The sequence below is a fragment of the Pseudomonas sp. IT-196MI5 genome (genome assembly GCF_949767415.1).
Taxonomy (GTDB): domain Bacteria; phylum Pseudomonadota; class Gammaproteobacteria; order Pseudomonadales; family Pseudomonadaceae; genus Aquipseudomonas.
Genome location: NZ_CATKPZ010000011.1, coordinates 284,834 through 309,479 on the forward strand (window position 1 = coordinate 284,834; position 24,646 = coordinate 309,479).

The following is a 24,646-nucleotide window of genomic DNA, read 5'->3' on the forward strand; positions in this document are numbered from 1 at the left end:
GCCAGGAATGAGGGCAAAAGTGCTCATTTGGCGAAAATCTCCAGCAATCGTGGCGCTATCTTGTCCAGCGGGCGAATCTCCACGGCAGCGTCGATGGCCGCAGCCGCCTTCGGCATGCCGTACACCGCACTGCTGCGTTGGTCTTGTGCGATGGTCAGGTAGCCCTGTTGGCGCATGAGTTTAAGCCCCTGGGCGCCATCGCGCCCCATGCCGGTGAGCAAAACCCCCACGGCGTCACCATTCCAGTAACTGGCCACGCTTTCGAAGAACACATCGATGGAGGGCCGGTAGATCTCGTTGACCGGCTCGGCGGTGTAGGCCAGCGTGCCGTTTTTCAGCAAGCGAATATGGTGATTGGTGCCGGCCAGCAATACCGTGCCGCTTTGCGGCGACTCGCCGTTCTCGGCCAGGCGCACATTGAGGCCGCTGGCGCTGCTGAGCCATTCAGCCATGCCGGCGGCAAACACCTGGTCAACGTGCTGCACCAGCACGATGGCCGGAGAGAAATCGCGCGGCAGTCCCTTGAGCAAGACTTCCAGCGCTGCCGGCCCACCGGCGGATGAGCCAATGGCGATCAGGCTCTGACGTGAGCCCGAACTGCGCAACGGTGCCGGCGTCGGACGCGGGAGGTTGCCCTTGTCGCCGATCAGCCAGCTGATGTTGAGGATCTTGCGCAACAACGGCGCGGCCGCTTCCTGGGCATTGCCGGTGCCGATGGCCGGGGTGTCGACCACGTCCAGCGCACCGTGGCCCATGGCCTCGAACACACGGTGCACGTTCTGCTGGCGATCCACGGTGACGATGACGATGGCACACGGGGTCTCGGCCATGATCCGCCGCGTGGCCTCGACGCCATCCATCACCGGCATGATCAGGTCCATCAGAATCAGGTCCGGTGTGTCCTGCGCACACTGGCGCACTGCCTCGGCACCGTTGCCGGCAACCCAGACCACCTCGTGGGCCGGCTCGAATGCCAGGGCGCGGCGCAGGGCCTCCACAGCCATGGGCATGTCATTGACGATTGCGATCCTCATGCCCGCGCTCCTCCGATGAGCTCGACCACTGCATCGAGCAAGGCGTCGTCATGAAAACTGGCCTTGGCTAGATAATAGTCGGCTCCGGCATCCAGTCCACGGCGCCGGTCCTCTTCACGATCCTTGTAGGACACCACCATCACCGGCAGCGATTGCAGGCGATTGTCCCGACGCAGCAGCGTGACCAGTTCGATGCCGTCCATGCGCGGCATATCGATGTCGGTGATCAGCAGATCGAAATCCTCCGAACGCAGCGCGTTCCAGCCGTCCATGCCGTCCACCGCAACCGTCACGTCGTAGCCGCGATTGAGCAACAGCTTGCGCTGCAACTCTCGCACGGTCAGGGAATCATCCACCACCAGAATTCGTTTGCGGGCCGCCTCGACCACCTGGTCGCTGCGACGGGCAATGCGCTCCAGACGCCCGGTGTTGAGCAATTTATCCACCGAACGCAGCATGTCTTCGACATCGACGATCAGCACCACCGAACCGTCGTCGAGCAAGGCCCCGGCGGAAATGTCCTGCACCTTGCCCAGACGCTCATCCAGCGGCAACACCACCAATGTCCGCTCACCGATAAACCGTTCCACTGCCACGCCGTAGATCGCATCGCGCTCGCGAATCACCACGACGCTCAGGGTTTGCCCGCTGTTCTGGCTGGCCGGACGTTGCAGCAACTGACTGGCCGCCACCAGGCCGACATGCCGGCCTTCGTGCCAGAAATGCTGACGGCCTTCGACCTGCACGATATCCGCCGGCTCCAGGTCGCACATGCGCTCGATATGCGCCAGCGGGAAGGCATAGGCTTCGTCGCCGACTTCCACCACGAGGCTGCGCACCACCGACAGGGTCAGCGGCACCTCAAGGTGGAAACGACTGCCCTCGCCCGCCGTCTGCTCCAGCACCACCGCACCGCGCAACTGCCGGACCATGTGCTGCACCGCATCCAGGCCAACGCCGCGACCGGACACCTCGGTGACCGTGTCGCGCAGACTGAAACCGGGCAGAAACAGGAATGTCAGCAACTCCTCTTCGCTCAACTGAGCAGCGGTTTGCGCGGGCGACAAACTTCGCTCAACGATGCTGCGACGGACCTTTTCCAGGTCCACGCCATTGCCGTCATCGCTCAATTCAAGCACCAGCAAACCGGCCTGATGGGACGCGCGCAGGCGAATCAAACCTTCAGCCGGCTTGCCCGCCAGCAGGCGTTGTTCCGGGGTTTCGATGCCGTGGTCGACCGCATTGCGCAACAAGTGAGTCAGCGGCGCTTCGAGCTTTTCCAGCACATCGCGATCAACCTGAGTCTTCTCGCCTTCAATCTCCAGTCGCACCTGCTTGCCCAGATCGCGCCCCAGATCACGGACCATACGCACCTGACCGGTCAGCACATCGGCAAACGGCCGCATGCGACAGGCCAGCGCCGTGTCGTATAACACCTGTGCCCGCTGGCTGGCATGCCAGGCGAACTCATCGAGTTCGGTGTTCTTTTCCATGAGCAGTTGCTGGGATTGCGCGAGCAAGCGGCGCGCATCCTCAAGGGTTTCCCGGGCCTCCAGGCTCAAGGCATGATCCTTGAGATGCACGTTGAGACTCTCCAGTGCACGCAGGCTGTTGCTCTGCATGCGCTTGAGGCGCTGCATGGTCGCAAGGTGCGGTTTGAGCCGCAGGGTTTCCACCAGGGACTTGCTCGACAGATCGAGCAGGCTGTTCAGGCGCTCGGCGGTGACACGCAGCACACGTTCGCCGTTTTCGGTGGTGCGTGTGGTCTTGCGCGGAGCTGGCGCCGATGGCGGTTCGTCGGCAGGCGCCGGCGACTCGACCCTGGGCGCGGGTGCTTCGAGTTGAAGTTCGGCCATCAGCGGTTCTGCTGGCGCGATCAACGGCGCCGTCGGGTCCAGTAACCGCGCCATCAATGCCACATAGGCGTCGATGTCCGCGTCCCCCGGCGTGCTGCCTGGCGTGGCAATGCGCATCAGCAAATCGGTGCCTTGCAACAACGCATCGATGTGCTCCGGACGCAGCACCAGGCGCCCTTCCTGGGCACTGACCAGGCAATCTTCCATCACATGGGCAACGCTGACCCCGGCATCGACGCCAACGATCCGCGCCGCCCCCTTGAGCGAGTGCGCCGCACGCATGCACGATTCAAGTTGATCGGCCAGGGTCGGGTCGCGCTCGAGCGCCAGCAAGCCGACACTCAAGACCAGGGTCTGGGCTTCGGCCTCCAGGCTGAACAGCTCCAGCAAAGAGGCATCGCGCATTTGCTCGGGGGTCATGTGAGGCTCCGGGTCACGGCGGACAGCAGCTGTTCTTCATCCAGCCAACGCAGGCTGCGACCTTTGAATTGCAACACGCCACGGGTGTATTTGGCGCTGGCCTGAGCACCCGAGCGCGATGCGGTATCGAGGATGCGCTCATCGATGGCGTGAATCCCGTCGACTTCGTCCACCGGCACCACCACTGGCCCGCCATGGGCCGCGATGATCAGCATGCGCGGCACGACCCGCGTGCCGGGTGCGACGTTGCTGGTGCCATCGAGGCCGAGCAGCTCCACCAGTGACAGGCAGGCAACCAACGCGCCGCGCACATTCGCCACGCCGAGCAAGGCTCGGGAGCGCTGGTGCGGCAAGGAGTGAATCGCCTGCAGTGGCGCCACCTCGACCAGACTGCGCGTGGCCAGGCCCAGCCATTCTTCACCCAGGCGGAACATCAACAACGAACGGGTTGTCACCTCGCTCTCGACCGTGACGGACACCGGCCCGCGGTCGTCCTGCTGTAACGCGTAGCGATCGAGCAAGCGTGTGGCGGCCGCCGAATACACCGCACAATTGCGGCAATGAATATGCTCGGCCAGCAACGGGCAGGACTTGTCACCGTGGATACCGATGCGGTTCCAGCAGTCGTCGATGGCCTGGGCATCCCGGGTGACGCGAAAGGTGTCGGAGGCGATCATCGTTTAAGCTCACTGTCGGCGGCGCGTGTACTGCGGGCGGCACGCACCTGCAATCGTCTGGCCCCCGCCGCGTCACCCTGGGCCTGCAGCAACGCGGCCAGGTGCATCAGCGCTTCGGGATGTTGCGGTTCGAGGTACAAGGCCTTGCGATAAAAGCCCTGGGCTTCGAGGACGTTTCCGACGACATCACTGAGCAGTCCCAGCCAATAGAACACCTGGGCCACCGGCTCATGACTGCGCAAATAGCTTTCACAAGCGGCCCTCGCCTCGGCACTTTTGCCTTCATTGGCCAGCGCGGCGATGTTCGCCAGCAGCACGGTCGTATCGGTGTCAGACGTTTTCGGCACAGAAGCCAGCGGCACAACACTGGCGAATGGACGACTGCGCACTGGCACTGGCGGTGGATTGCGCAACGGTTGTGGCACAGGCAATGGCGCTGGAACGAATGCCGGCAAGGGATCAGGGTCCGGCGTCCCCTGTCGACTGAATGCGAAAGACTGCGCGATACCGATCGAGCGCATCCCCAAACGCCCCAGCAGACCGCCTTCGGCCGGACCGATAAACAGCACGCCGTCAACGTGGGTCAGATGCTTGAGCACTTCGAAGACTTGCTTCTGGGTCGGCTGGTCGAAATAGATCAGCAGGTTGCGACAAAACACGAAATCGAACGGTGGTTCGCCGGCCAGCAACGCCGGATCCAGCAGATTGCCGACCTGCAAACGCACTTGCTCAAGCACCCTCTGATCGAGGCGATAGCTCTCGCCTTCATTGATGAAGTGACGGTCGCGAAACGCAATGTCATCACCCCGAAAGGAGTTCTTGCCATACAACGCCCGCCGGGCTTTTTCCACTGACAATGGGCTGACGTCCATGCCGTCGACCTTGAACTGGTGTGGCTTGAGCCCGGCATCGAGCAACGCCATGGCGATGGAATAGGGTTCTTCACCGGTAGAGCACGGCAGACTGAGAATCCGCAGTGCGCGCAAGTTATTGATCTCGGCCAGACGTTTGCTCGCCAGCTTCACCAGGGTGGCGAAGGATTCCGGGTAACGGAAGAACCAGGTTTCCGGAACGATCACCGCTTCGATCAATGCCTGCTGTTCGTCCCGCGAGTCCTGCAAGATGCGCCAGTATTCATCGGCCGAGGGTGCTTGCGCCGCAATGCTGCGCTGGCGCACCGCTCGCTCGATGATTGCCGGCCCCACCGAGGTCACGTCGAGTCCGATACGCTCTTTGAGGAAGTCGAAAAAGCGCTGATCGCTGCTCATGACCGCTCCTCCAGCAGCGCCGGATCCAGTGGCGGTGAGGGGAACAACAAGGCGCGAACCTGTTCGTCCAGCAGATCGCTGACCCGTACCCATTGCAGCAAGCCCTGCTCGTCCTTGCGCACAGGCCCGAGATAAGGCGCCTGGCGATTGTCCAGACCGTAGGGTTGAAAATCCGCCGGATCGCAGCGCAAGGTGTCGGTCGCCTGTTCCAGAATCAATCCGAGCAGCTGTGCTTCGCCAGTTTCATCCGGGCGATAGTTGACCAGCACCAGTCGCGTGCTGGTACGGGCCTGTGCAGGCGTACCGAACGTCAGTGCGCTCAAGTCGATCACCGGCACCACGGCGCCCTGATAGGCAAACACCCCGGCGACCCAGACGGGGGCATGGGCAATGGGCTTCAAGGGCAGGCGCGGCAACACTTCCGTCACTTCGATAGCTTGCAAGGCATAGCGCTCGCTGCCGATGCGGAACACCAGGAACAATGCATGCAGCGCCTGCTTCACAGCAGAGCGTTTGGCCAGGATTTCACTCATCAGACTTTGAATCGCGAAACGCCGCTGCGCAGCCCGACGGCCACCTGGCTCAGCTCATCGATGGCGAAACTGGCCTGACGCAGAGACTCGACGGTCTGGCTGCTGGCATCACCCAACTGCACCAGCGCGTGGTTGATCTGCTCGGCGCCGGTGGCCTGGGCCTGCATGCCTTCGTTGACCATCAGCACCCGCGGTGCCAGCGCCTGAACCTGATGGATGATCTGCGACAACTGCTCGCCGACCTGCTGCACCTCGGACATGCCGCGACGCACTTCCTCGGAGAACTTGTCCATGCCCATGACCCCGGCCGATACCGCCGACTGGATCTCGCGCACCATTTGTTCGATGTCGTAAGTGGCCACCGCCGTCTGGTCCGCCAGGCGCCGCACTTCGGTGGCGACCACGGCAAACCCGCGCCCGTATTCCCCGGCCTTCTCGGCCTCGATGGCGGCGTTGAGCGACAGCAGGTTGGTCTGGTCGGCGACCTTGACGATGGTCACCACCACCTGATTGATATTGCCGGCCTTCTCGTTGAGGATCGCCAGCTTGGCGTTGACCAGATCGGCCGCGCCCATCACCGAGTGCATGGTTTCCTCCATGCGCGCCAGGCCCTGTTGCCCGGAGCCGGCGGCCACGGAAGCCTGATCGGCGGCGGTGGAGACCTCGGTCATGGTGCGCACCAGATCCCGGGAAGTGGCGGCGATCTCACGGGAGGTCGCACCGATTTCCGTGGTGGTGGCGGCGGTTTCAGTGGCGGTCGCTTGCTGCTGCTTGGAGGTGGCAGCAATTTCAGTGACCGACGTGGTCACCTGCACCGACGAACGCTGGGCCTGGGACACCAGAGATGTGAGCTCGGTCATCATGTCGTTGAAACCGGTCTCTACCGCGCCGAACTCGTCCTTGCGTTCCAGATTCAGGCGGCTGCTAAGGTCACCGGTGCGCATGATTTCGAGGATTTTCACGATGCGGCTCATCGGCGCCATGATGGCGCGCATCAATAGCAGACCGCAGAGGCCGGCGGCCAGCACCGCGATCACCAGGGAAATGCCCATGATGGCTTTGGCGGTGACCACCGCATCATCAATGGCCGCGATCTCTGTGTCCGCCACGGTCTTGTTATGCTGCAGGATGTCATTGATCTTCATTCGACCCGCTATCCAGGTCGGGGTCAGCTCACCGTTGAACATGTTGACGGCCTCGGCGTTCTGGTTGCGTTTATGCAGCTCGATCACCGCGGCCAGAATCCGGTGGTAGTCCTCATGGAGTTTTTCGAACGCTGCGTAATCGACCCTGTCTTCTTCGTCGGCCATCGTTGCACGGTAGAGGTCCATCTGCTCCTTCAACCGCTCGGCGAAGCCCTTGAAGTTCGCGGCATCCTCGGCAGTGAAGCCCAGCCCTTCCCCCAGGCCGAGCATGGCCTGAATGCGTACATAACTGTCGGACCACGCGCCACGAATCATCGAACTGTAATACACCCCTGGCAGAGCGTCCTCACGCACGCTGGCCTCGCTGTTTTCGATCGTCAACAGCCGGGAATACGAGACGACCACCATCAGCAACATGATGGTGATAATTACCGCAAAGCTCGCCAAAATGCGTTGGCGCAACGTCCAGTTCTTCACAGTCATTCCTCGGGGCTGATACGAAATGCGGGGGAGTATAGCTGAGGGCGGTGTTTCATTTATAAGACGCTTGCACACCGCCGCTCATCCCACGGGCAAGCCGGGGGGCTCGGGATTGGGACTGTCCGCTAATTGAGGGGGCGGGTGTCAGGGATGATTGGGCAGAAAGAGACCGTGGAATGGTCATTGGAGATGTGGTGCGACTGAAAACGCCATCGCGAGCAGGCTCGCTCCCACATTGAATCTCTGGCGTACACAGAATCTGTGATCACTGAAGATCCCCTGTGGGAGCGAGCCTGCTCGCGAATGCAGCCTGAAGGCTTACAGGGAAGCCTGTCGAACCTGCTTCTCAAGCTCGGCTTTCAACCCCGGCTCCAGCTCGAGCTGCCGCGCCAGCTCATCGAGGTAGGCCTTCTCCATGAAGTTTTCCTCGTCCACCATCATCACGCTGGCGATGTACATTTCGGCGGCGATTTCCGGGGAGTGGGCGGCGCGGGCGACATCGCTCGGGTCCAGCGGCTTGTTGAGTTCGGTGTGCAGCCAGCGTTGCAGTTCCTGGTCGCTGTCGAGCCGGCTGAATTCGCCTTCGATCAAGGCTCGCTCACGCTCATCGACATGACCGTCAGCCTTGGCCGCAGCCACCAGCGCCTTGAGAATCGCCTGACTGTGCGACTCCACTTGCGCAGCCGGTACGCGGTTCAGGGTCTGCGGCTCCGTACCGGCCGCAACGCCCTGCTGCGCCTGCCAGTTGCCGTAGGCTTTATAGGCCAGCACGCCCAACGCGGCGAGACCGCCGTAGACCGCGACCTTGCCCCCGACTTTACGGGCCTTTTTGCTGCCGAGCAGCAAGCCCATGGCGCCTGCGGCCAATGCCCCGCCGCTCGCGCCGGAGAGCAATCCACCGAGGGCACCGGTACCACCGTTCGCGCCCTTTTGCGGTGAGCTACCGGCCTTGTTCTGCAACAGGTCCTGGCCGGACTTGAGTAGTTGATCGAGTAATCCGCGGGTGTTCATTTACCGCCTCCACAAGACGTTTAACCTGAAACCAAGACCATCAGCCTAAAACGAAAGTGCCCACGCCCCGGGGGCGAGAGTGCTTCCAGATGTTGCATTGCATTGATCCGCGCATTGCCGCCTGGCCCGGCCCATCAGAAAAAAAGATATACACTCTGGCCAATCGATAAAAACAGCCCACCGGGTGCTTTCCCATGATGACCTTGCGTCAGATCCGTCACTTCATCGCCGTGGCCGAGACCGGCTCGATCTCGGCCGCCGCGCAAACCGCGTTCATTTCCCAGTCGACCCTGACCCTGGCGATCCAGCAACTGGAAGAGGAAATCGGCGTCAGCCTGTTCAGTCGCCACGCCAAGGGCATGACCCTGACCCACCAGGGGCATCAATTCCTGCGTCAGGCGCACTTGATCCTGGCCACCGTGGACAACGCCAAGCGCAGCCTGCAACAGAGCACCGACCAGGTCGCCGGGCAGTTGATCGTCGGCGTGACCAGCCTGGTCGCCGGTTATTACCTGGCGGATTTGCTCACCCGTTTCCAGCGTGCCTACCCCAACGTGGAAATCCGCGTGATGGAGGACGAACGCCCGTACATCGAGCATTTGCTGGTCAGCGGCGAGATCGATGTCGGCGTGCTGATCCTGTCCAACCTCGAAGACCGCCACGCCCTGCAGACCGAAGTGCTGACCCACTCGCCGCACCGTCTATGGCTGCCGGCCCAACACCCGTTGCTGGAGCACGACAGCATCAACCTCGCCGACGTGGCCCGCGAGCCATTGATTCAGCTGAACGTCGATGAAATGGACCGCAATGCCCAGCGCATGTGGTCGGCAGCCTCGCTGCAACCGCGCATCACCCTGCGCACGGCCTCGACCGAAGCGGTGCGAAGCCTGGTGGCCGCCGGGCTGGGTGTGTCGATCCAGCCCGACATGACGTATCGCCCATGGTCACTGGAGGGCGACATCATCGAAGCGCGGCCGATTGCCGACCTCAGCCAGACCCTGGATGTCGGCCTGGCCTGGCGTCGCGGCACCGCGCGGCCGGCGCTGGTCGACCCGTTCCTCACGGTCGCCCGCGAACAACCCCACGGCGGGCGCAAGCCATCTATTTAATCGAACGCCACCTTCAGTATTTAGAATTTGTCGACCTCGGGTCCGCGCTCTAGTCTTGTTGCATCCAATAAAGACGGCCGGGCCCCAGTCACAGGGAGCGCCGCCATATGTCTACACAACAAGCCACACAAAAAAAGAGAACCCGAAAAATGGCTGGCGCGCAGACCCCGTTGTTCACCGCCCTGTTGATCGATGGTGAACTGGTCGCCGGGCAAGGCTTTGTCGAGCCGATCCTCAACCCGGCCACCGGCGAAGTCCTGACGCAGATCGCCGAAGCCAGCACCGAGCAAGTCGAAGCCGCGATCCTCGCCGCCCACCGAGCCTTTGCCGGGTGGTCACGCACCACGCCACAACAGCGTTCGAACCTGCTGCTGGAGATCGCCAACGCCATCGAAAAAAACGCCGACCTGCTGGCCCGCCTTGAATCCATGAACTGCGGCAAACCGCTGCACCTGGCCCGCCAGGATGACCTGAATGCCACGGTCGACGTGTTCCGCTTCTTCGCCGGTGCCGTGCGTTGCCAGACCGGCCAGCTCAGCGGCGAATACCTGCCGGGCTACACCAGCATGGTCCGTCGCGATCCTATCGGGGTCGTAGCGTCGATTGCGCCGTGGAACTACCCGATCATGATGGCCGCGTGGAAAATCGCCCCGGCCCTCGCCGCCGGCAACACCCTGGTGTTCAAGCCGTCGGAACACACGCCGCTGTCGATCCTGGCCCTGGCGCCAGCGCTGGCCGAGATCCTGCCACGGGGTGTGATCAACATCGTTTGCGGTGGTGGCGAAGGCGTCGGCAGCCACCTGGTGAGCCACCCTAAAGTGCGCATGGTGTCGCTGACCGGCGATATCGTCACCGGGCAAAAAATCCTCCAGGCCGCATCGAAAACCCTCAAACGCACCCACCTCGAACTCGGCGGCAAGGCCCCGGTGATCGTCTGCAACGATGCCGACATTCAGGCCGTGGTCGAAGGCGTGCGCACTTACGGCTATTACAACGCTGGCCAGGATTGCACCGCCGCTTGCCGGATTTACGCCCAGGCCGGGATTCATGACCGTTTGGTGGCCGAGCTCGGTGCCGCCGTCAGCAGCCTGCGCTTCGCCGGCAAACGCGACGCCGACAACGAAATCGGCCCGCTGATCAGCACCCGCCAGCGCGACCGCGTGGCCAGTTTTGTCGAACGCGCCCTCGGCCAGCCGCACATCGAGCGGGTGACCGGCGCAGCCGTGCATTCCGGCGCCGGATTCTATTACCAGCCGACCCTGTTGGCCGGCTGCAGACAAGGCGATGAAATCGTCCAGCGCGAGGTGTTCGGGCCGGTAGTTACCGTGACTCGCTTCGATGAGCTGGAACAAGCGGTGGACTGGGCCAACGATTCGGAATACGGCCTGGCTTCGTCGGTCTGGACCCAGAACCTCGACAAGGCCATGCAGGTCGCGGCGCGCTTGCAGTACGGCTGCACCTGGATCAACAGCCATTTCATGCTGGTCAGCGAAATGCCCCATGGCGGCCTGAAGCGCTCGGGCTACGGCAAAGACCTGTCCAGCGATTCGCTTCAGGACTACAGCGTGGTGCGGCACATCATGGCCCGCCATGGCGAACATCTCTGACTACGCTAATAACAAGCCACCAACGGCATGCTTCACCACGTTCAAGACACTGCCCCGACCATAATTAAAGAAGAGGGAATTCCCATGTTCGTGCACAAGACCGCACTGCTCAGTGCAATCACCACCGCACTGCTCGCCAGCGCCAGCGTCCAGGCCGCCGAGCCGCTCAAAGCTGTCGGGGCGGGCGAAGGCCAACTGGATATTGTGGCCTGGCCTGGCTACATCGAACGTGGCGAGAGCGACAAGGCCTACGACTGGGTCACCGGTTTCGAGAAGGAAACCGGCTGCAAGGTCAATGTCAAGACCGCCGCCACCTCCGATGAAATGGTCAGCCTGATGGCCAAGGGCGGTTACGACCTGGTGACGGCGTCCGGCGATGCCTCTCTGCGCCTGATCGTCGGCAAGCGTGTGCAGCCGATCAACACCGCGTTGATCCCGAGCTGGAAAAACCTCGACCCGCGCCTCAAGGATGGCCCCTGGTACGTGGTCAACAAGCAGACCTATGGCGCCCCGTATCAGTGGGGTCCGAACGTGTTGATGTACAACACCAACGTATTCAAGACCGCGCCCACCAGCTGGGGCGTGCTGTTCAATGCGCAAGACCTGCCGGACGGCAAGCCGAACAAGGGCCGCGTGCAGGCCTATGACGGCCCGATCTACATCGCCGACGCGGCGCTGTACCTGAAGACCGCCAAGCCGGAACTGGGCATCCAGAACCCCTACGAACTGACCGAGGCCCAGTACAAAGCCGTGCTCGACCTGCTGCGCGCCCAGCAGCCGTTGATCCACCGCTACTGGCACGACACCACGGTACAGATGAGCGACTTCAAGAACGAAGGCGTGGTCGCCTCCGGTGCGTGGCCGTATCAGGTCAACGGCCTGATGAACGAGAAACAGCCGATCGCCTCGACCATCCCGAAAGAGGGCGCCACCGGTTGGGCCGACACCACCATGATGCACGCCGAGGCCAAGCACCCGAATTGCGCCTACAAGTGGATGGACTGGTCGCTGCAACCGAAAGTCCAGGGTGACGTAGCGGCGTGGTTCGGCTCGCTGCCAGCGGTTCCGGCGGCGTGCCAGGGCAGTGAATTGCTCGGTGCAGAAGGCTGCAAGACCAACGGTTTCGACCAGTTCGACAAGATCGCCTTCTGGAAAACCCCGCAGGCTGAAGGCGGCAAGTTCGTGCCGTACAGCCGCTGGACCCAGGACTACATCGCGATCATGGGCGGCAGGTAACCCGCCCTCCCCTGTGGGAGCGAGCCTGCTCGCGATGGCGGTGTGTCAGTCGACAGAGATACTGACTGTTCTGCCCTCATCGCGAGCAGGCTCACTCCTACAGTTGGTCAGCGCCGTTGTTGCTACCGCGCTCAGTTTAAAGATGTTCGTTTTTTCAGAAGTCCAGGCAGGGCCGCTGCGACGGCCTTCGTCTTTTTGGAGCACCGCACCATGACGCTTGCAGTCCAGTTCACCAACGTTTCCCGTCAGTTCGGCGAAGTGAAAGCCGTAGACCGGGTTTCCATCGACATCCAGGACGGCGAGTTCTTCTCCATGCTGGGGCCATCCGGCTCGGGCAAGACCACCTGTTTGCGCCTGATCGCCGGTTTTGAACAACCGAGCGCAGGTTCCATCCGCATTCATGGTGAAGAGGCCGCCGGCCTGCCGCCGTACCAGCGCGACGTGAACACCGTGTTCCAGGATTACGCGCTGTTCCCACACATGAACGTGCGCGACAACGTCGCCTACGGCTTGAAAGTCAAAGGCATTGGCAAGGCCGAGCGCCTCAAGCGCGCCGAAGAATCCCTGGAGATGGTCGCCCTCGGTGGCTACGGCGACCGCAAGCCGGTGCAGCTCTCCGGTGGCCAGCGCCAGCGTGTAGCCCTGGCCCGCGCCCTGGTCAACCGTCCACGGGTGCTGCTGCTCGACGAACCCCTCGGTGCCCTCGACCTGAAACTGCGTGAGCAAATGCAGGGCGAGCTGAAGAAGCTGCAACGCCAGCTCGGCATCACGTTCATTTTCGTCACCCACGACCAGACCGAAGCACTGTCGATGTCCGACCGCGTGGCCGTGTTCAACAAAGGCCGCATCGAACAAGTCGACAGCCCGCGCAACCTGTACATGAAACCGGTCACCACCTTCGTCGCGGAATTCGTCGGCACCTCCAACGTGATTCGCGGCGACCTGGCCAGACAGTTGAGTGGCAACCCGCAGCCGTTTTCGATTCGCCCGGAGCATGTGCGTTTCGCCGAAGGCCCGCTGGCCAGCCACGAAATCGAAGTCACTGGCTTGCTCCACGATATCCAGTACCAGGGCAGTGCCACCCGCTACGAACTGAAACTGGAAAACGGCCAGACCCTGAACATCAGCAAGGCCAACAACCAATGGCTGGACACCAGCGCACAACACCAGACCGGCCAGCGCATCAGTGCTCGTTGGGCGCGTGAAGCCATGATCACATTGCATGACACCATTGCGGGCGGGGTGTGAGATGAACACCCTGGCTATCTCCCAAACCCGGTCGGGCAGCTCGCCGTTGCGCCGGTTCTCAAGCCTGCTGTATCGCCGGCCAAACCTGTACCTGTCGATGCTGTTGGTGCCACCGCTGCTGTGGTTCGGCGCAATCTACCTGGGCTCATTGCTGGTGCTGCTGTGGCAGGGTTTCTACACCTTCGATGACTTCACCATGGCGGTCACCCCCGACCTGACCCTGGCCAACTTCACCGCGCTGTTCCAGCCATCGAACTTCGACATCATCCTGCGCACCCTGGGCATGGCAGTCGTCGTGTCGATGGCCAGCGCCATCGTCGCGTTCCCGATTGCCTACTACATGGCGCGCTACACCACGGGCAAGACCAAGGCGTTTTTCTACATCGCGGTGATGATGCCGATGTGGGCCAGTTACATCGTCAAGGCCTACGCCTGGACGCTGCTGCTGGCCAAGGGCGGTGTGGCGCAGTGGTTCGTGCAGCACCTGGGGCTGGAACCGGTCCTGCAGTTCGTGCTGGGTATTCCGGGGGTTGGCGGCAGTACCTTGTCGACCTCGCACCTGGGGCGCTTCATGGTGTTCGTCTACATCTGGCTGCCGTTCATGATCCTGCCGATCCAGGCCTCGCTGGAGCGCCTGCCACCGTCGCTGCTGCAAGCCTCCGCCGACCTCGGTGCCAAGCCACGCCAGACCTTCATGCAAGTGATCCTGCCGCTGTCGGTGCCGGGTATCGCCGCAGGTTCCATCTTCACCTTCTCGCTGACCCTGGGCGACTTCATCGTGCCGCAGCTGGTGGGCCCGCCCGGCTACTTCGTCGGCAGCATGGTGTATGCCCAGCAAGGCGCGATCGGCAACATGCCGATGGCCGCCGCCTTCACTCTGGTGCCGATCGTGCTGATCGCCATCTACCTGTCCATCGTCAAACGACTGGGGGCCTTCGATGCACTCTGACTCTTCATCACAGGGGCAGGCCTCAATAGGCCTGAAAATCGCAGCATGGGGCGGGTTGCTGTTCCTGCACTTCCCGATCCTGATCATCTTTCTGTACGCCTTCAACACCGAAGACGCGGCGTTCAGCTTCCCGCCCAAGGGTTTCACCTGGAAGTGGATCGGCGTGGCGTTCTCGCGGCCGGACGTGCTGGAAGCGATCAAGCTGTCGTTGCAGATCGCCTCGATTGCCACCCTGATCGCCATGGTCCTCGGCACGCTGGCATCCGCCGCGTTGTACCGCCGGGACTTCTTCGGCAAGCAAGGCATCTCGCTGATGCTGATCCTGCCGATTGCCCTGCCGGGGATCATCACCGGTATCGCGCTGCTGGCGACCTTCAAGACGCTGGGAATCGAACCGGGGATGCTCACCATCATCGTTGGCCACGCAACCTTCTGTGTGGTGATCGTCTACAACAACGTCATCGCCCGCTTGCGTCGTACCTCCCACAGCTTGATCGAAGCCTCGATGGACCTTGGCGCCGACGGCTGGCAGACCTTCCGCTACATCATCCTGCCAAACCTCGGTTCGGCGTTACTGGCCGGCGGCATGCTGGCGTTTGCCCTGTCGTTCGACGAAATCATCGTCACCACCTTCACCGCCGGCCATGAACGCACCCTGCCGTTGTGGCTGCTCAACCAGCTCAGCCGCCCACGGGACGTGCCGGTAACCAACGTCGTGGCGATGCTGGTGATGATCGTGACCATGCTGCCGATTCTTGGTGCCTATTACCTGACGCGGGGTGGTGAGAGCGTGGCGGGGAGTGGTGGGAAATAAACTCAAAATAGACACCACTACCCCTGTGGGAGCGAGCTTGCTCGCGATGAGGCCATCACATTCAGCATGGTTGGTGGCTGACACACCGCCATCGCGAGCAAGCTCGCTCCCACAGGGACCGGTTTCAAAACAAGATCTGCATTGATGAGGACAAATGCCATGCAAACCAAACTCTTGATCAACGGCCAACTGCTCGACGGCGAAGGCCCCGCCCAACCGGTGTTCAACCCGGCGCTGGGGCGTGTGCTGGTGGAAATCAACGAAGCCAGCGAAGCCCAGGTCGATGCCGCCGTACGCGCCGCCGACGCCGCGTTCGACAGCTGGTCGCAGACCCCGCCGAAAGCGCGTTCGCTGCTGCTGCTCAAACTCGCCGATGCCATCGAGGCCCATGGCGAAGAGCTGGCCAAACTGGAATCGGACAACTGCGGCAAGCCCTACAGCGCCGCGCTGAACGACGAGATTCCGGCGATTGCCGACGTGTTCCGTTTCTTCGCCGGTGCCAGCCGCTGCATGAGCGGATCGGCCGGTGGCGAGTACCTGCCGGGGCACACCTCGATGATCCGCCGCGACCCGGTGGGCGTAATCGCCTCCATCGCGCCGTGGAACTACCCGCTGATGATGGTCGCCTGGAAAATCGCCCCGGCCCTGGCCGCCGGCAACACCGTGGTGCTCAAGCCGTCGGAGCAGACTCCGCTGACCGCCCTGCGCCTGGCCGAACTGGCGTCGGACATCTTCCCGGCCGGCGTGCTCAACCTGGTGTTCGGCCGTGGTCCTACCGTCGGCAGTCCGCTGGTCACTCACCCGAAAGTGCGCATGGTGTCGCTGACCGGTTCGATCGCCACCGGTTCGAACATCATTTCCAGCACCGCCGACAGCGTCAAACGCATGCACATGGAACTGGGCGGCAAGGCCCCGGTGATCATCTTCGACGATGCCGACATCGACGCCGCAGTGGAGGGCATCCGTACCTTCGGCTTCTACAACGCAGGGCAAGACTGCACCGCCGCCTGCCGCATCTATGCCCAGGCAGGCATCTACGACAAGTTCGTGGAGAAACTCGGCGCGGCGGTCAGCAGCATCAAGTACGGCCTGCAGGATGATCCGTCAACCGAACTCGGCCCGCTGATCACCGCGCAACACCGCGACCGCGTGACCGGTTTCGTCGAGCGCGCCATCGCCCAGCCACACATTCGTCTGATCACTGGCGGTAAAGCTGTCGAAGGCGACGGCTACTTCTTCGAACCGACCGTGCTGGCCGATGCGCTGCAGGACGACGAAATCGTGCGCCGCGAAGTGTTCGGGCCAGTGGTGTCGGTGACCCGATTCAGCGATGAAGCACAGGTGCTGGGCTGGGCCAACGATTCGGACTACGGCCTCGCCTCTTCCGTGTGGACCGCCGACGTCGGCCGCGCCCATCGCCTGTCGGCCCGTTTGCAGTACGGCTGCACCTGGGTCAACACGCACTTCATGCTGGTCAGCGAAATGCCCCACGGCGGTCAGAAACTGTCCGGTTATGGCAAGGACATGTCCATGTACGGGCTGGAGGACTACACCGTTGTGCGGCATGTGATGTTCAAGCATTAAGAAAAGCATCGCGAGCAGGCTCGCTCCTACAGTTGATCGCATTCCCCTGTAGGAGCGAGCCTGCTCGCGATGGCGTCACCGCAACACTCAAGGAAGAAACCGGCACCAACACCACCAGGCTCCACCCCGAAGAAGACCAAACAATAACCACCGATCCGGGCGGCGCCCCCAAGGCCCCGCCACGGTTTCGGACATCCGAAATCTGCCGATTTTCCGGAGCAAACACACATGAGTGCATCACCCGAACTCTCTGCAGCCCTTGCCGACAGCGATGCCGAGCAATTACGCAAGCTGGGTTACACCTCCAACTTCAATCGCAGCATGAGCCTGTGGGAAAACTTCGCCCTCGGCTTCACCTACCTGTCCCCGGTCGTCGGGGTCTATACCCTGTTCGGCTTGTGCCTGGCCGCGGGCGGACCACCGATGTTCTGGGCTTACTTGCTGGTCGGTTGCGGCCAGTTGCTGGTGTGCCTGATCTTCGGCGAAGTGGTTTCGCAATTCCCGATTTCCGGCGGCGTGTACCCATGGGCTCGCCGCTTGGTGGGCAAGCGCTGGGCGTGGATGGTCGGCTGGATCTACTCCATCGCCCTGTGCGTGACCATCGCTGCCGTGGCGGTGGGTGCCGGTCCGTACCTCGCCGCCATGATGGGCTTTGAACCGAGCAACAACACCAACATCATCATTGCCCTGTTCCTGACGCTGTTCGCCACCCTGGTCAACCTCAGCGGCACCAAAGTGCTGGCACGGATCGCCATGTTCGGCTTCCTCTGCGAGCTGGTGGGCGCGGTGATCGTTGGCGTTTACCTGCTGATCTTCGAGCGTCATCAATCTATCAGCGTGTTGTTCAACACCTTCGATATCAGCGTCGACGGCTCGTACCTGCCAGCGTTCCTCACCGCTTCGCTGGCGGGGATGTTCCTGTACTACGGCTTCGAGGCCTGCGGCGACGTGGCCGAAGAAACCCCGAACCCGAGCAAGCAGATCCCGGTGGCCATGCGCATGACCATCTACATCGGCGGCATCGCGGCGATGTTCGCCTGCCTGGCGCTGATCCTGGCCGTGCCGGACATGCAGGCCGTGATCAACGGTACCGACAAGGACCCGGTCACCACCATCCTCAACAACGCCTTCGGCCCGGTGGGTTCGAAAGTGGTGATGGGCGTGGTGATGATTTCCTTCATCTCCTGCGTGATCAGCCTGCAAGCGGCGGCCAGTCGTCTGCTGTATTCCTACGCCCGTGATGAAATGGTCATCGGCAGCCGACTGCTGAAAAAGATTTCACCTACGACTCAGGTACCCGTTGCCGCACTGTTCGTGTCCGGTGTCCTGCCGGCACTGATCATCATCCTCGGCTTCTTCCTGCAGGACGCGGTAGCCACCATCGTCAGCTTCGCGGCCATCGGCATCTACCTGGCGTTTCAGATGATCGTGCTCGCAGCCCTGTACGCCCGCATGAAGGGCTGGAAACCCAGCGGCAAATTCACCCTCGGCGCCTGGGGCTGGGCGGTGAACATCGGCGCGCTGGTGTACGGCGTCGGCGCCATCATCAACATGGCCTGGCCACGTACGCCGGACGCCGCCTGGTACATCAATTACGCGATGGTGCTGAGTACCGCCATCGTGATTGGTCTGGGCCTGCTCTACATGTGGATCGCCAAGCCGTATGACCACGGGAAGGCGCCTGCGGGGGATGCGTGGAAGGTTGGTCGGTAATAGTTCTTTGATCGGACGCGCTGCCCGCAGCGATGCGGGCAGGATTGAGGTTGCTAAAACATATTGAGCATTTGAACAGACATAAAAAAACCGCCCCTAAAGGCGGTTTTACTTTCACAGAAGAGGGTATTAACCCTGTCGCCTGGGTAGAGTTCTGCTCTCTTTGCCAGACCATGTGAGCCAATGGTATTAACCGATGAAGGCGGTGTCAATTCGTTTTGCTTGTTAAAAAACAGTGGCCGCGACTTCATTTTCAGCATCCAGATTTCGTTGAAATTCGAGCTCATCCTCATACTCAAGCCCCATTTCCGCCGCCCACCTTTTGGCTAGCTTCTGGACAGCAACAAGCTGCCTCAATGCGGTATTGCGAATGTCCAACTCTGTATTGAGTTGGTCGACGACCTCCTGCAGCTTTTGAGCTTTAAGCTGAGCCTGAAGTAAATCGTTGTACGGAACATAACCGGAGGCTCCCACGGCGTGAATCAGCGCTGACCTCAGCAACTTGCTCTCGGTGACACTCAGCGCAACAGGGTACTTAACGCTCCTCCCTGTATCCCTCCCGTCGCCGAAATAGCTGATTGGAGGCAAAATTCGTTGGGTCGAAACGCACTCAAGCATGCTGCAAAGCACATAGCTTTCTTTTCCGCTGTTTTGGTAGCGAGGCATTTTGTCCAAGGTAGCCTGTTCCAGCTTGAAGGCTGACCTGTCTTCGACGGCAATAGCTCTTGATGTCACAGGGGCAACCTGAACAAGATTTTTTGATATCACCTTCACAACGACAGCAAGCCTGCGCTTATGCATCTCGGCCTCAAGCAGCGTGTCCATGTACCGCTTGTTGGACTTGCTCGACGCATCTGTGCGTGCGCTTCGCTGCACGAACCCATAGTCCACTTCGACCAGTTTCCCTTGGCGCCCCAGAAGTTTCTGTAGCTTCAAGCTTTTGTCTTTTTTCAGCGTCTGATTCAGAAAAATCTCTTTAGAAACATCCTGTCTTTGAATCAGCACCGAAAAAACAGCGGGCCGCGTAGCCGTGGCGGCGGTCGACTTTATCGATTCGAGTCGCCAAAGGTGATTGCTGTCATTGATGAAGCATTTGGTCAGGAAAACCGGGTGTGGGGCTGTCCCCGGCTTGGAGCGCGGCATCCCTGGAATCAGTGTTTCACGGATATCTTCGTAAATTTCCGTTCCCAGAACGACTTGGCTGGATCCGCCGGTAGTTTTATTGATCACCGTTTCGAGATAACGGACAACGATCGTCTGCATTTGCTTCCCTGACTTGTAGAAAGAACGTTTTTTTCGCTGGACTCTTCTGAAAAAACTCGCGCCTCCCACAAGCGATTTATAGAAGAAGCACTAGCTGGAAACTCGATCAATGCAGAAAAATCTGCAGTCCAATCTTGAACCCGGAAAAGTTATAGGAAAAATCAGGGGCGCAACGCTATGTCACCTCGGTAGATGCAAAAACAGAAAATTCCTACAGATACAGCCTTCCTGAAAAACCCTCGATTCCTACAACACGCGTCGCCAGAGTAGACTTGGCGCCGCGAGCGCCTGACCGATAGGCTTTGTTCCGTCGCTGCCAAATTAGCGGCCCGGAGTCGAAGCCGGAACATATCAACATGGCGCATCCGCGCCCCCATATGAGCTGGGGCATTTTTTTGCCTTTCAGTTTCGCGTTATGGCGGGCCGTGTGGCGCGGGCCTCTCGGCTTCCATGTTGATCGAGAATGTTCCGACTTCGAACGCCCCACGGTCCGCCACCCAAATCTGTCGAAGGATTATTGGCGGCTCCTTTCTTCAACATGGAGTCGAAAAATGCATAAGCACACAACCCATCCGACTGAAACTCCTTCCTGCTTCATCCCTAAAGTCTTCACCCGCCACAACCGCTTCCTCCATGCCTTCATGCAAGACAACCAAGCCTGGTTCTGCGCACAGGATCTGGGTCGTCTGATGGGCAAACCACTCAACGAACGCCTGACCCTGAAACTCGACCCCGACCAACGTCGCACTGTCTGGCTGCTCAAGGACGGCAAAACGGTCGAAACCCTGATGGTCAGCGAATCAGGCATGTACGCCTTGCTGGTTCATCATTTCGTCCCGGAAAACCGCAACCTGCGCCAATGGTTGAGCAACGAAGTCATACCCTCGCTGCGTGATGCGAAATCAGAGCCTGTGGAAAACCTGCCAAGCCTGAGTTCTCTGAATTGGGCCGGAGTCTCGGTGCCCTTGCTGCATTACCAACATCACGCCTGGATCAAGTGGCGAGACATGCCTGAGTTGATGCAGGTGCAGCGTCCCTTCCCAATCGCTGGCACTTGCCGCTGAAGGGATAAATCGAGCTGATAAAAAAGGGACAGACTTCACAGTCCGTCCCTTTGGTTTGCCTTATTAAAACCTCGAAACACTCCTCATCGCATCCACCAGATACCTCATCGCGATCCTGTCGCTCTCCGACAGCTCCCGATAGCGCTCCACCAGTTTCATTTCCTCGCTATTGAGCCGGCGTCTTCGCCGCACGCTGGCCAGGCAAGGAAAGATTCCCAACAATTCAGTGATGTTCTGTACTTTCGACATGGACGATGTCCTTCTCTAGACGTCAAAGAAACTGCAAAAAACCGCATCGCCCTATCCCTTTTCAGCAGCCGCTGGGTGCCCACTGAACCGCACCGGTCCGAAGGGCATAAACCGGTCATGTGCACAGAATAGAAATATTCCGGGCGCTGAAAAGCAATTTTTAGAGTAATTAGTCGAAAAAAGCAGAAATGCCCTCTAAATCAGAAACCCCTGTCGGAATTGTTTCCCGACATGTCTTGTTTCATTGCCGGGCCAGCGCAGTGCCATCAATCAATTTTGCTCAGTTACCGAACGGTTTAAGCTAGCCGGCCTCTGTATAAAAGTCCGTTGCGTTTGGCCGAAGGCATGTCCGAACCGATATTTCTGATCCAGCACGTGCCAGGAACGGCGCGGGATTGTTCACGACAGGTTGTATTTATGCACCGCAGGAACTTGCTCAAAGCCTCCATGGCCATCGCGGCCTACACCGGTTTGTCCGCCACTGGCCTGATGGCGGCCCAGGCCTGGGCCGCCAGCGGCGGCACCGCTGATGGCGAGGCCACCGCGTTCGATTTCGAGGCGCTGAAGCTCAAGGCCAAACAGCTCGCCAGCCATCACTACCAGGACACCAAGCAACAATTGCCGCCGACCCTGGCGAGCATGACGCCGCAGAACTTCAATGCGATCCGCTACGACGCCAGGCACTCTTTGTGGAATGACCTGAACGGTCAGCTGGATGTGCAGTTTTTCCACGTCGGCATGGGGTTCAAGCAGCCGGTGCGCATGTACAGCGTCGACCCCAAGACCCGTCAGGCGCGAGAGGTGCATTTCCGTCCGTCGCTGTTCAATTATGAAAACACCACGGTCGACACCGCACAGCTCAAGGGCGATTTGGGTTTCTCCGGCTTCAAGCTGTTCAAGGCCCCGGAACTGGACAAACACGACGTTGTGTCTTTCCTCGGCGCCAGTTACTTCCGTGCGGTGGACGCCACCGGCCAGTACGGTTTGTCGGCCCGCGGGCTGGCCATCGACACCTACGCCAAAAAGCGCGAAGAATTCCCCGACTTCACCAAGTTCTGGTTCGAGACGCCGGACAAGGACAGCACCCGCTTCGTGGTCTACGCCCTGCTCGACTCGCCGAGTGCCACCGGTGCCTACCGCTTCGATATCGACTGCCAGGCCGAGCGCGTGGTGATGGAAATCGATGCCCACGTCAACGCACGCACCGCCATCGACCAACTGGGCATCGCGCCGATGACCAGCATGTTCAGTTGCGGCACCCACGAACGCCGGATGTGCGACACCATTCACCCGCAAATCCACGACTCCGATCGCCTGGCCATGTGGCGCGGCAACGGCGAGTGGATCTGCCGCCCGCTGAATAACCCGGCGACCCTGCAATTCAATGCCTTCGCCGACAAGGACCCGAAAGGTTTCGGCCTGGTACAGACCGACCACGAGTTCGCCAGCTATCAGGACACCGTCGACTGGTACAGCCGCCGCCCGAGCCTGTGGGTCGAACCGACCACCCCATGGGGCGAAGGCTCGATCGATCTGCTGGAAATCCCGACCACCGGCGAAACCATGGACAACATCGTCGCCTTCTGGACCCCAAAGAAGCCGGTGGCGGCCGGCGATTCGCTGAACTACGGCTACAAGCTCTACTGGAGCGCACTGCCACCGGTCGGCACTCCGCTGGCGCGAGTCAACGCGACCCGTTCAGGCATGGGCGGATTCACCGAAGGCTGGGCGCCGGGCGAACATTACCCGCCAGTCTGGGCCCGTCGTTTTGCCGTGGACTTCACCGGCGGCGGCCTGGACCGATTGCCTGAAGGCGCGGGCATCGAGCCGGTGGTCACTTGCTCGAACGGCGAGGTCAAGGATTTCAGCGTGCTCAAGCTCGATGACATCAAGGGCTACCGCATCCTGTTTGACTGGTACCCGACCAATGACAGCGTGGAACCGGTCGAGCTGCGCCTGTTCATCCGCACCAACGACCGCACGCTGAGCGAAACCTGGTTGTATCAGTACTTCCCGCCAGCCGCGGACAAGCGCAAATATCCGTGACGACCAAGTAGCACCCGACCACCATTCGGTTTTCCGAACGCGACCTGCGGGTCAGTTCGGTTAACCGGATCATCCAGCCTCAATATTCGCGCAATAAATATTTAATTTCCTTATAAATCAATAGCATGACCTATTCGCACTGGTCTGGCACGAGTCATGCTCTACACTTCTTCGACGAATGTCCTTTGCGCCCTCTCTCAGTAGCGCTCAGGTGATTTGCAGCACAAAAGGGCCGATGAACTGGCTCCATAAAAAAAACAATGTCGAGGAAAATTTGATGCGCATCGTTCCCCACATCCTGGGCGCAGCCATTGCTGCCGCTCTGATCAGCACGCCAGTTTTCGCCGCCGAACTCACCGGCACCCTGAAGAAGATCAAAGAGTCCGGTGTCATTACCCTCGGGCATCGTGACGCTTCCATTCCGTTCTCCTACATCGCGGATGCTTCCGGCAAACCGGTCGGCTACTCCCACGACATCCAGCTGAAAGTCGTCGAAGCGCTGAAAAAAGACCTGGACATGCCGAACCTGCAGGTCAAGTACAACCTGGTGACTTCGCAAACCCGTATCCCGCTGGTGCAGAACGGCACCGTGGACCTGGAGTGCGGTTCCACCACCAACAACGTCGAGCGTCAGCAGCAAGTTGACTTCTCCGTTGGCATCTTCGAAATCGGTACTCGCCTGCTGTCCAAGGCAGACTCCAAGTACAAGGATTTCGACGACCTCAAAGGCAAGAACGTCGTGACCACCGCCGGCACCACGTCCGAGCGCATCCTCAAGGCGATGAACGCCGACAAGCAGATGGGCATGAACGTCATCTCCGCCAAAGACCATGGCGAATCCTTCCAGATGCTGGAAACCGGCCGTGCCGTGGCTTTCATGATGGACGACGCCCTGCTGGCCGGTGAAGCAGCCAAGGCCAAGAATGCGAAAGACTGGGCAGTGACCGGTACTCCGCAGTCCTACGAAATCTACGGTTGCATGGTGCGCAAAGGCGACGAGCCGTTCAAAAAGGCTGTGGATGACGCCATCAAGGCCACCTACGCATCGGGCGAGATCAACAAGATCTACGAAAAATGGTTCATGCAGCCAATCCCGCCAAAAGGCCTGAACCTGAATTTCCCGATGAGCAACGAGCTCAAGGCCCTGATCGCCAATCCGACCGATAAAGCGGCTGACGACAAGAAATCCTGATTTCTGACTAACCTTATCTCCTGACAGGGCGCATGCCCTTTCAGGAGGTGGTCACTTCCTGCTGGCATTTTCTGGAAACACTCGAACCGGTGGCTGTCGAGCCGGGCGCGTGTGCCTGTCCCTCAAGGCAGGCGGGAACGGAGCTTCC

Annotated in this window: 20 protein-coding genes; 11 read left to right on the plus strand and 9 right to left on the minus strand. The window is 60.6% G+C overall.

Features of this window, described 5'->3' with window-relative positions; all coding sequences use genetic code 11:
- Positions 1-23 precede the first annotated feature (23 nt).
- The 7 genes from ACM6IK_RS08885 to ACM6IK_RS08915 all read right to left on the minus strand — a co-directional run bounded on the left by ACM6IK_RS08885 (position 24) and on the right by ACM6IK_RS08915 (position 8,424).
- Positions 24-1,034 carry a chemotaxis response regulator protein-glutamate methylesterase gene (locus ACM6IK_RS08885; protein ID WP_414873999.1) on the minus strand — a complete coding sequence of 337 codons (1,011 nt, stop codon included), beginning with the start codon at positions 1,032-1,034 and terminating at the stop codon, positions 24-26.
- Positions 1,031-3,310: a hybrid sensor histidine kinase/response regulator gene (locus ACM6IK_RS08890; RefSeq protein ID WP_414874000.1), complete on the minus strand. Its 2,280-nt coding sequence runs from the start codon at positions 3,308-3,310 to the stop codon at positions 1,031-1,033. Before ACM6IK_RS08890 ends, ACM6IK_RS08885 begins: the two co-directional genes overlap by 4 nt.
- The gene (locus ACM6IK_RS08895) at positions 3,307-3,987 is read right to left on the minus strand and encodes a chemotaxis protein CheW (RefSeq protein WP_414874001.1); all 681 of its coding nucleotides are present in this window, start codon (positions 3,985-3,987) and stop codon (positions 3,307-3,309) included. The genes ACM6IK_RS08890 and ACM6IK_RS08895 overlap by 4 nt, the downstream gene beginning before the upstream one ends.
- Entirely contained in the window at positions 3,984-5,255 is a 1,272-nt protein-coding gene (locus ACM6IK_RS08900; protein ID WP_414874002.1) for a CheR family methyltransferase, read from the minus strand. The genes ACM6IK_RS08895 and ACM6IK_RS08900 overlap by 4 nt, the downstream gene beginning before the upstream one ends.
- Positions 5,252-5,788, minus strand: a complete 537-nt coding sequence (locus tag ACM6IK_RS08905) for a chemotaxis protein CheW (RefSeq protein ID WP_414874003.1) — start codon at positions 5,786-5,788, stop codon at positions 5,252-5,254. The genes ACM6IK_RS08900 and ACM6IK_RS08905 overlap by 4 nt, the downstream gene beginning before the upstream one ends.
- Positions 5,788-7,410, minus strand: a complete 1,623-nt coding sequence (locus ACM6IK_RS08910) for a methyl-accepting chemotaxis protein (RefSeq protein ID WP_414874004.1) — start codon at positions 7,408-7,410, stop codon at positions 5,788-5,790. The genes ACM6IK_RS08905 and ACM6IK_RS08910 overlap by 1 nt, the downstream gene beginning before the upstream one ends.
- Positions 7,411-7,731: 321 nt before the next feature.
- Positions 7,732-8,424: a tellurite resistance TerB family protein gene (locus ACM6IK_RS08915; protein ID WP_414874005.1), complete on the minus strand. Its 693-nt coding sequence runs from the start codon at positions 8,422-8,424 to the stop codon at positions 7,732-7,734.
- Between the two features lie 194 nt (positions 8,425-8,618).
- Here ACM6IK_RS08915 and ACM6IK_RS08920 point away from each other — a divergent pair, with 194 nt between their 5' ends.
- The 8 genes from ACM6IK_RS08920 to ACM6IK_RS08955 all read left to right on the plus strand — a co-directional run bounded on the left by ACM6IK_RS08920 (position 8,619) and on the right by ACM6IK_RS08955 (position 18,684).
- Entirely contained in the window at positions 8,619-9,533 is a 915-nt protein-coding gene (locus ACM6IK_RS08920) for a LysR family transcriptional regulator (protein WP_007975056.1), read from the plus strand.
- 149 nt (positions 9,534-9,682) lie between these two features.
- The gene (locus tag ACM6IK_RS08925; protein ID WP_414874006.1) at positions 9,683-11,140 is read left to right on the plus strand and encodes a gamma-aminobutyraldehyde dehydrogenase; all 1,458 of its coding nucleotides are present in this window, start codon (positions 9,683-9,685) and stop codon (positions 11,138-11,140) included.
- 84 nt (positions 11,141-11,224) lie between these two features.
- Positions 11,225-12,376: a putative ABC transporter substrate-binding protein YdcS gene (gene ydcS / locus ACM6IK_RS08930; RefSeq protein WP_414874007.1), complete on the plus strand. Its 1,152-nt coding sequence runs from the start codon at positions 11,225-11,227 to the stop codon at positions 12,374-12,376.
- A gap of 210 nt (positions 12,377-12,586) precedes the next feature.
- Positions 12,587-13,624, plus strand: coding sequence for an ABC transporter ATP-binding protein (locus ACM6IK_RS08935; RefSeq protein WP_414874008.1), 1,038 nt, complete (start codon positions 12,587-12,589; stop codon positions 13,622-13,624).
- Position 13,625: 1 nt separating this feature from the next.
- A complete protein-coding gene (locus ACM6IK_RS08940; RefSeq protein ID WP_414874009.1) occupies positions 13,626-14,573 on the plus strand; it encodes an ABC transporter permease in 948 nt (315 codons plus the stop codon).
- Entirely contained in the window at positions 14,563-15,387 is an 825-nt protein-coding gene (locus ACM6IK_RS08945; protein ID WP_414874010.1) for an ABC transporter permease, read from the plus strand. Before ACM6IK_RS08940 ends, ACM6IK_RS08945 begins: the two co-directional genes overlap by 11 nt.
- A 159-nt stretch (positions 15,388-15,546) precedes the next feature.
- Positions 15,547-16,971 carry a gamma-aminobutyraldehyde dehydrogenase gene (locus tag ACM6IK_RS08950; RefSeq protein ID WP_414874011.1) on the plus strand — a complete coding sequence of 475 codons (1,425 nt, stop codon included), beginning with the start codon at positions 15,547-15,549 and terminating at the stop codon, positions 16,969-16,971.
- A 228-nt stretch (positions 16,972-17,199) separates the two neighbouring features.
- Positions 17,200-18,684: an APC family permease gene (locus ACM6IK_RS08955; protein ID WP_414874012.1), complete on the plus strand. Its 1,485-nt coding sequence runs from the start codon at positions 17,200-17,202 to the stop codon at positions 18,682-18,684.
- Positions 18,685-18,909: 225 nt separating this feature from the next.
- Here the strand turns inward: ACM6IK_RS08955 and ACM6IK_RS08960 are convergent, their stop codons facing one another.
- A complete protein-coding gene (locus ACM6IK_RS08960) occupies positions 18,910-19,947 on the minus strand; it encodes a type II toxin-antitoxin system PemK/MazF family toxin (protein ID WP_108216601.1) in 1,038 nt (345 codons plus the stop codon).
- 551 nt (positions 19,948-20,498) lie between these two features.
- Here ACM6IK_RS08960 and ACM6IK_RS08965 point away from each other — a divergent pair.
- Positions 20,499-21,011, plus strand: coding sequence for a Bro-N domain-containing protein (locus ACM6IK_RS08965; RefSeq protein WP_414874013.1), 513 nt, complete (start codon positions 20,499-20,501; stop codon positions 21,009-21,011).
- A gap of 63 nt (positions 21,012-21,074) precedes the next feature.
- Here ACM6IK_RS08965 and ACM6IK_RS08970 read toward each other — a convergent pair whose 3' ends face one another.
- Positions 21,075-21,260, minus strand: coding sequence for a hypothetical protein (locus ACM6IK_RS08970; protein ID WP_414874014.1), 186 nt, complete (start codon positions 21,258-21,260; stop codon positions 21,075-21,077).
- A gap of 417 nt (positions 21,261-21,677) precedes the next feature.
- On the opposite strand from ACM6IK_RS08970, the gene ACM6IK_RS08975 reads away from it, so the two are divergent.
- Both ACM6IK_RS08975 and ACM6IK_RS08980 read left to right on the plus strand, forming a co-directional pair.
- Positions 21,678-23,306 carry a glucan biosynthesis protein D gene (locus ACM6IK_RS08975; protein WP_414874015.1) on the plus strand — a complete coding sequence of 543 codons (1,629 nt, stop codon included), beginning with the start codon at positions 21,678-21,680 and terminating at the stop codon, positions 23,304-23,306.
- Between the two features lie 277 nt (positions 23,307-23,583).
- A complete protein-coding gene (locus ACM6IK_RS08980) occupies positions 23,584-24,498 on the plus strand; it encodes a glutamate/aspartate ABC transporter substrate-binding protein (RefSeq protein ID WP_414874016.1) in 915 nt (304 codons plus the stop codon).
- Positions 24,499-24,646: the final 148 nt, after the last annotated feature.

Bases quoted from the DNA above. Each gene is read 5' to 3' on its own strand.
- ACM6IK_RS08920 (WP_007975056.1), top strand. From the start codon at position 8,619: ATGATGACCTTGCGTCAGATCCGTCACTTCATCGCCGTGGCCGAGACC.
- ACM6IK_RS08935 (WP_414874008.1), top strand. From the start codon at position 12,587: ATGACGCTTGCAGTCCAGTTCACCAACGTTTCCCGTCAGTTCGGCGAA.
- ACM6IK_RS08965 (WP_414874013.1), top strand. From the start codon at position 20,499: ATGCATAAGCACACAACCCATCCGACTGAAACTCCTTCCTGCTTCATC.
- ydcS (WP_414874007.1), top strand. From the start codon at position 11,225: ATGTTCGTGCACAAGACCGCACTGCTCAGTGCAATCACCACCGCACTG.
- ACM6IK_RS08960 (WP_108216601.1), bottom strand. From the start codon at position 19,947: ATGCAGACGATCGTTGTCCGTTATCTCGAAACGGTGATCAATAAAACT.
- ACM6IK_RS08900 (WP_414874002.1), bottom strand. From the start codon at position 5,255: ATGAGCAGCGATCAGCGCTTTTTCGACTTCCTCAAAGAGCGTATCGGA.
- ACM6IK_RS08890 (WP_414874000.1), bottom strand. From the start codon at position 3,310: ATGACCCCCGAGCAAATGCGCGATGCCTCTTTGCTGGAGCTGTTCAGC.
- ACM6IK_RS08915 (WP_414874005.1), bottom strand. From the start codon at position 8,424: ATGAACACCCGCGGATTACTCGATCAACTACTCAAGTCCGGCCAGGAC.
- ACM6IK_RS08980 (WP_414874016.1), top strand. From the start codon at position 23,584: ATGCGCATCGTTCCCCACATCCTGGGCGCAGCCATTGCTGCCGCTCTG.
- ACM6IK_RS08940 (WP_414874009.1), top strand. From the start codon at position 13,626: ATGAACACCCTGGCTATCTCCCAAACCCGGTCGGGCAGCTCGCCGTTG.
- ACM6IK_RS08885 (WP_414873999.1), bottom strand. From the start codon at position 1,034: ATGAGGATCGCAATCGTCAATGACATGCCCATGGCTGTGGAGGCCCTG.
- ACM6IK_RS08945 (WP_414874010.1), top strand. From the start codon at position 14,563: ATGCACTCTGACTCTTCATCACAGGGGCAGGCCTCAATAGGCCTGAAA.
- ACM6IK_RS08975 (WP_414874015.1), top strand. From the start codon at position 21,678: ATGCACCGCAGGAACTTGCTCAAAGCCTCCATGGCCATCGCGGCCTAC.
- ACM6IK_RS08925 (WP_414874006.1), top strand. From the start codon at position 9,683: ATGGCTGGCGCGCAGACCCCGTTGTTCACCGCCCTGTTGATCGATGGT.
- ACM6IK_RS08970 (WP_414874014.1), bottom strand. From the start codon at position 21,260: ATGTCGAAAGTACAGAACATCACTGAATTGTTGGGAATCTTTCCTTGC.
- ACM6IK_RS08955 (WP_414874012.1), top strand. From the start codon at position 17,200: ATGAGTGCATCACCCGAACTCTCTGCAGCCCTTGCCGACAGCGATGCC.
- ACM6IK_RS08905 (WP_414874003.1), bottom strand. From the start codon at position 5,788: ATGAGTGAAATCCTGGCCAAACGCTCTGCTGTGAAGCAGGCGCTGCAT.
- ACM6IK_RS08895 (WP_414874001.1), bottom strand. From the start codon at position 3,987: ATGATCGCCTCCGACACCTTTCGCGTCACCCGGGATGCCCAGGCCATC.
- ACM6IK_RS08950 (WP_414874011.1), top strand. From the start codon at position 15,547: ATGCAAACCAAACTCTTGATCAACGGCCAACTGCTCGACGGCGAAGGC.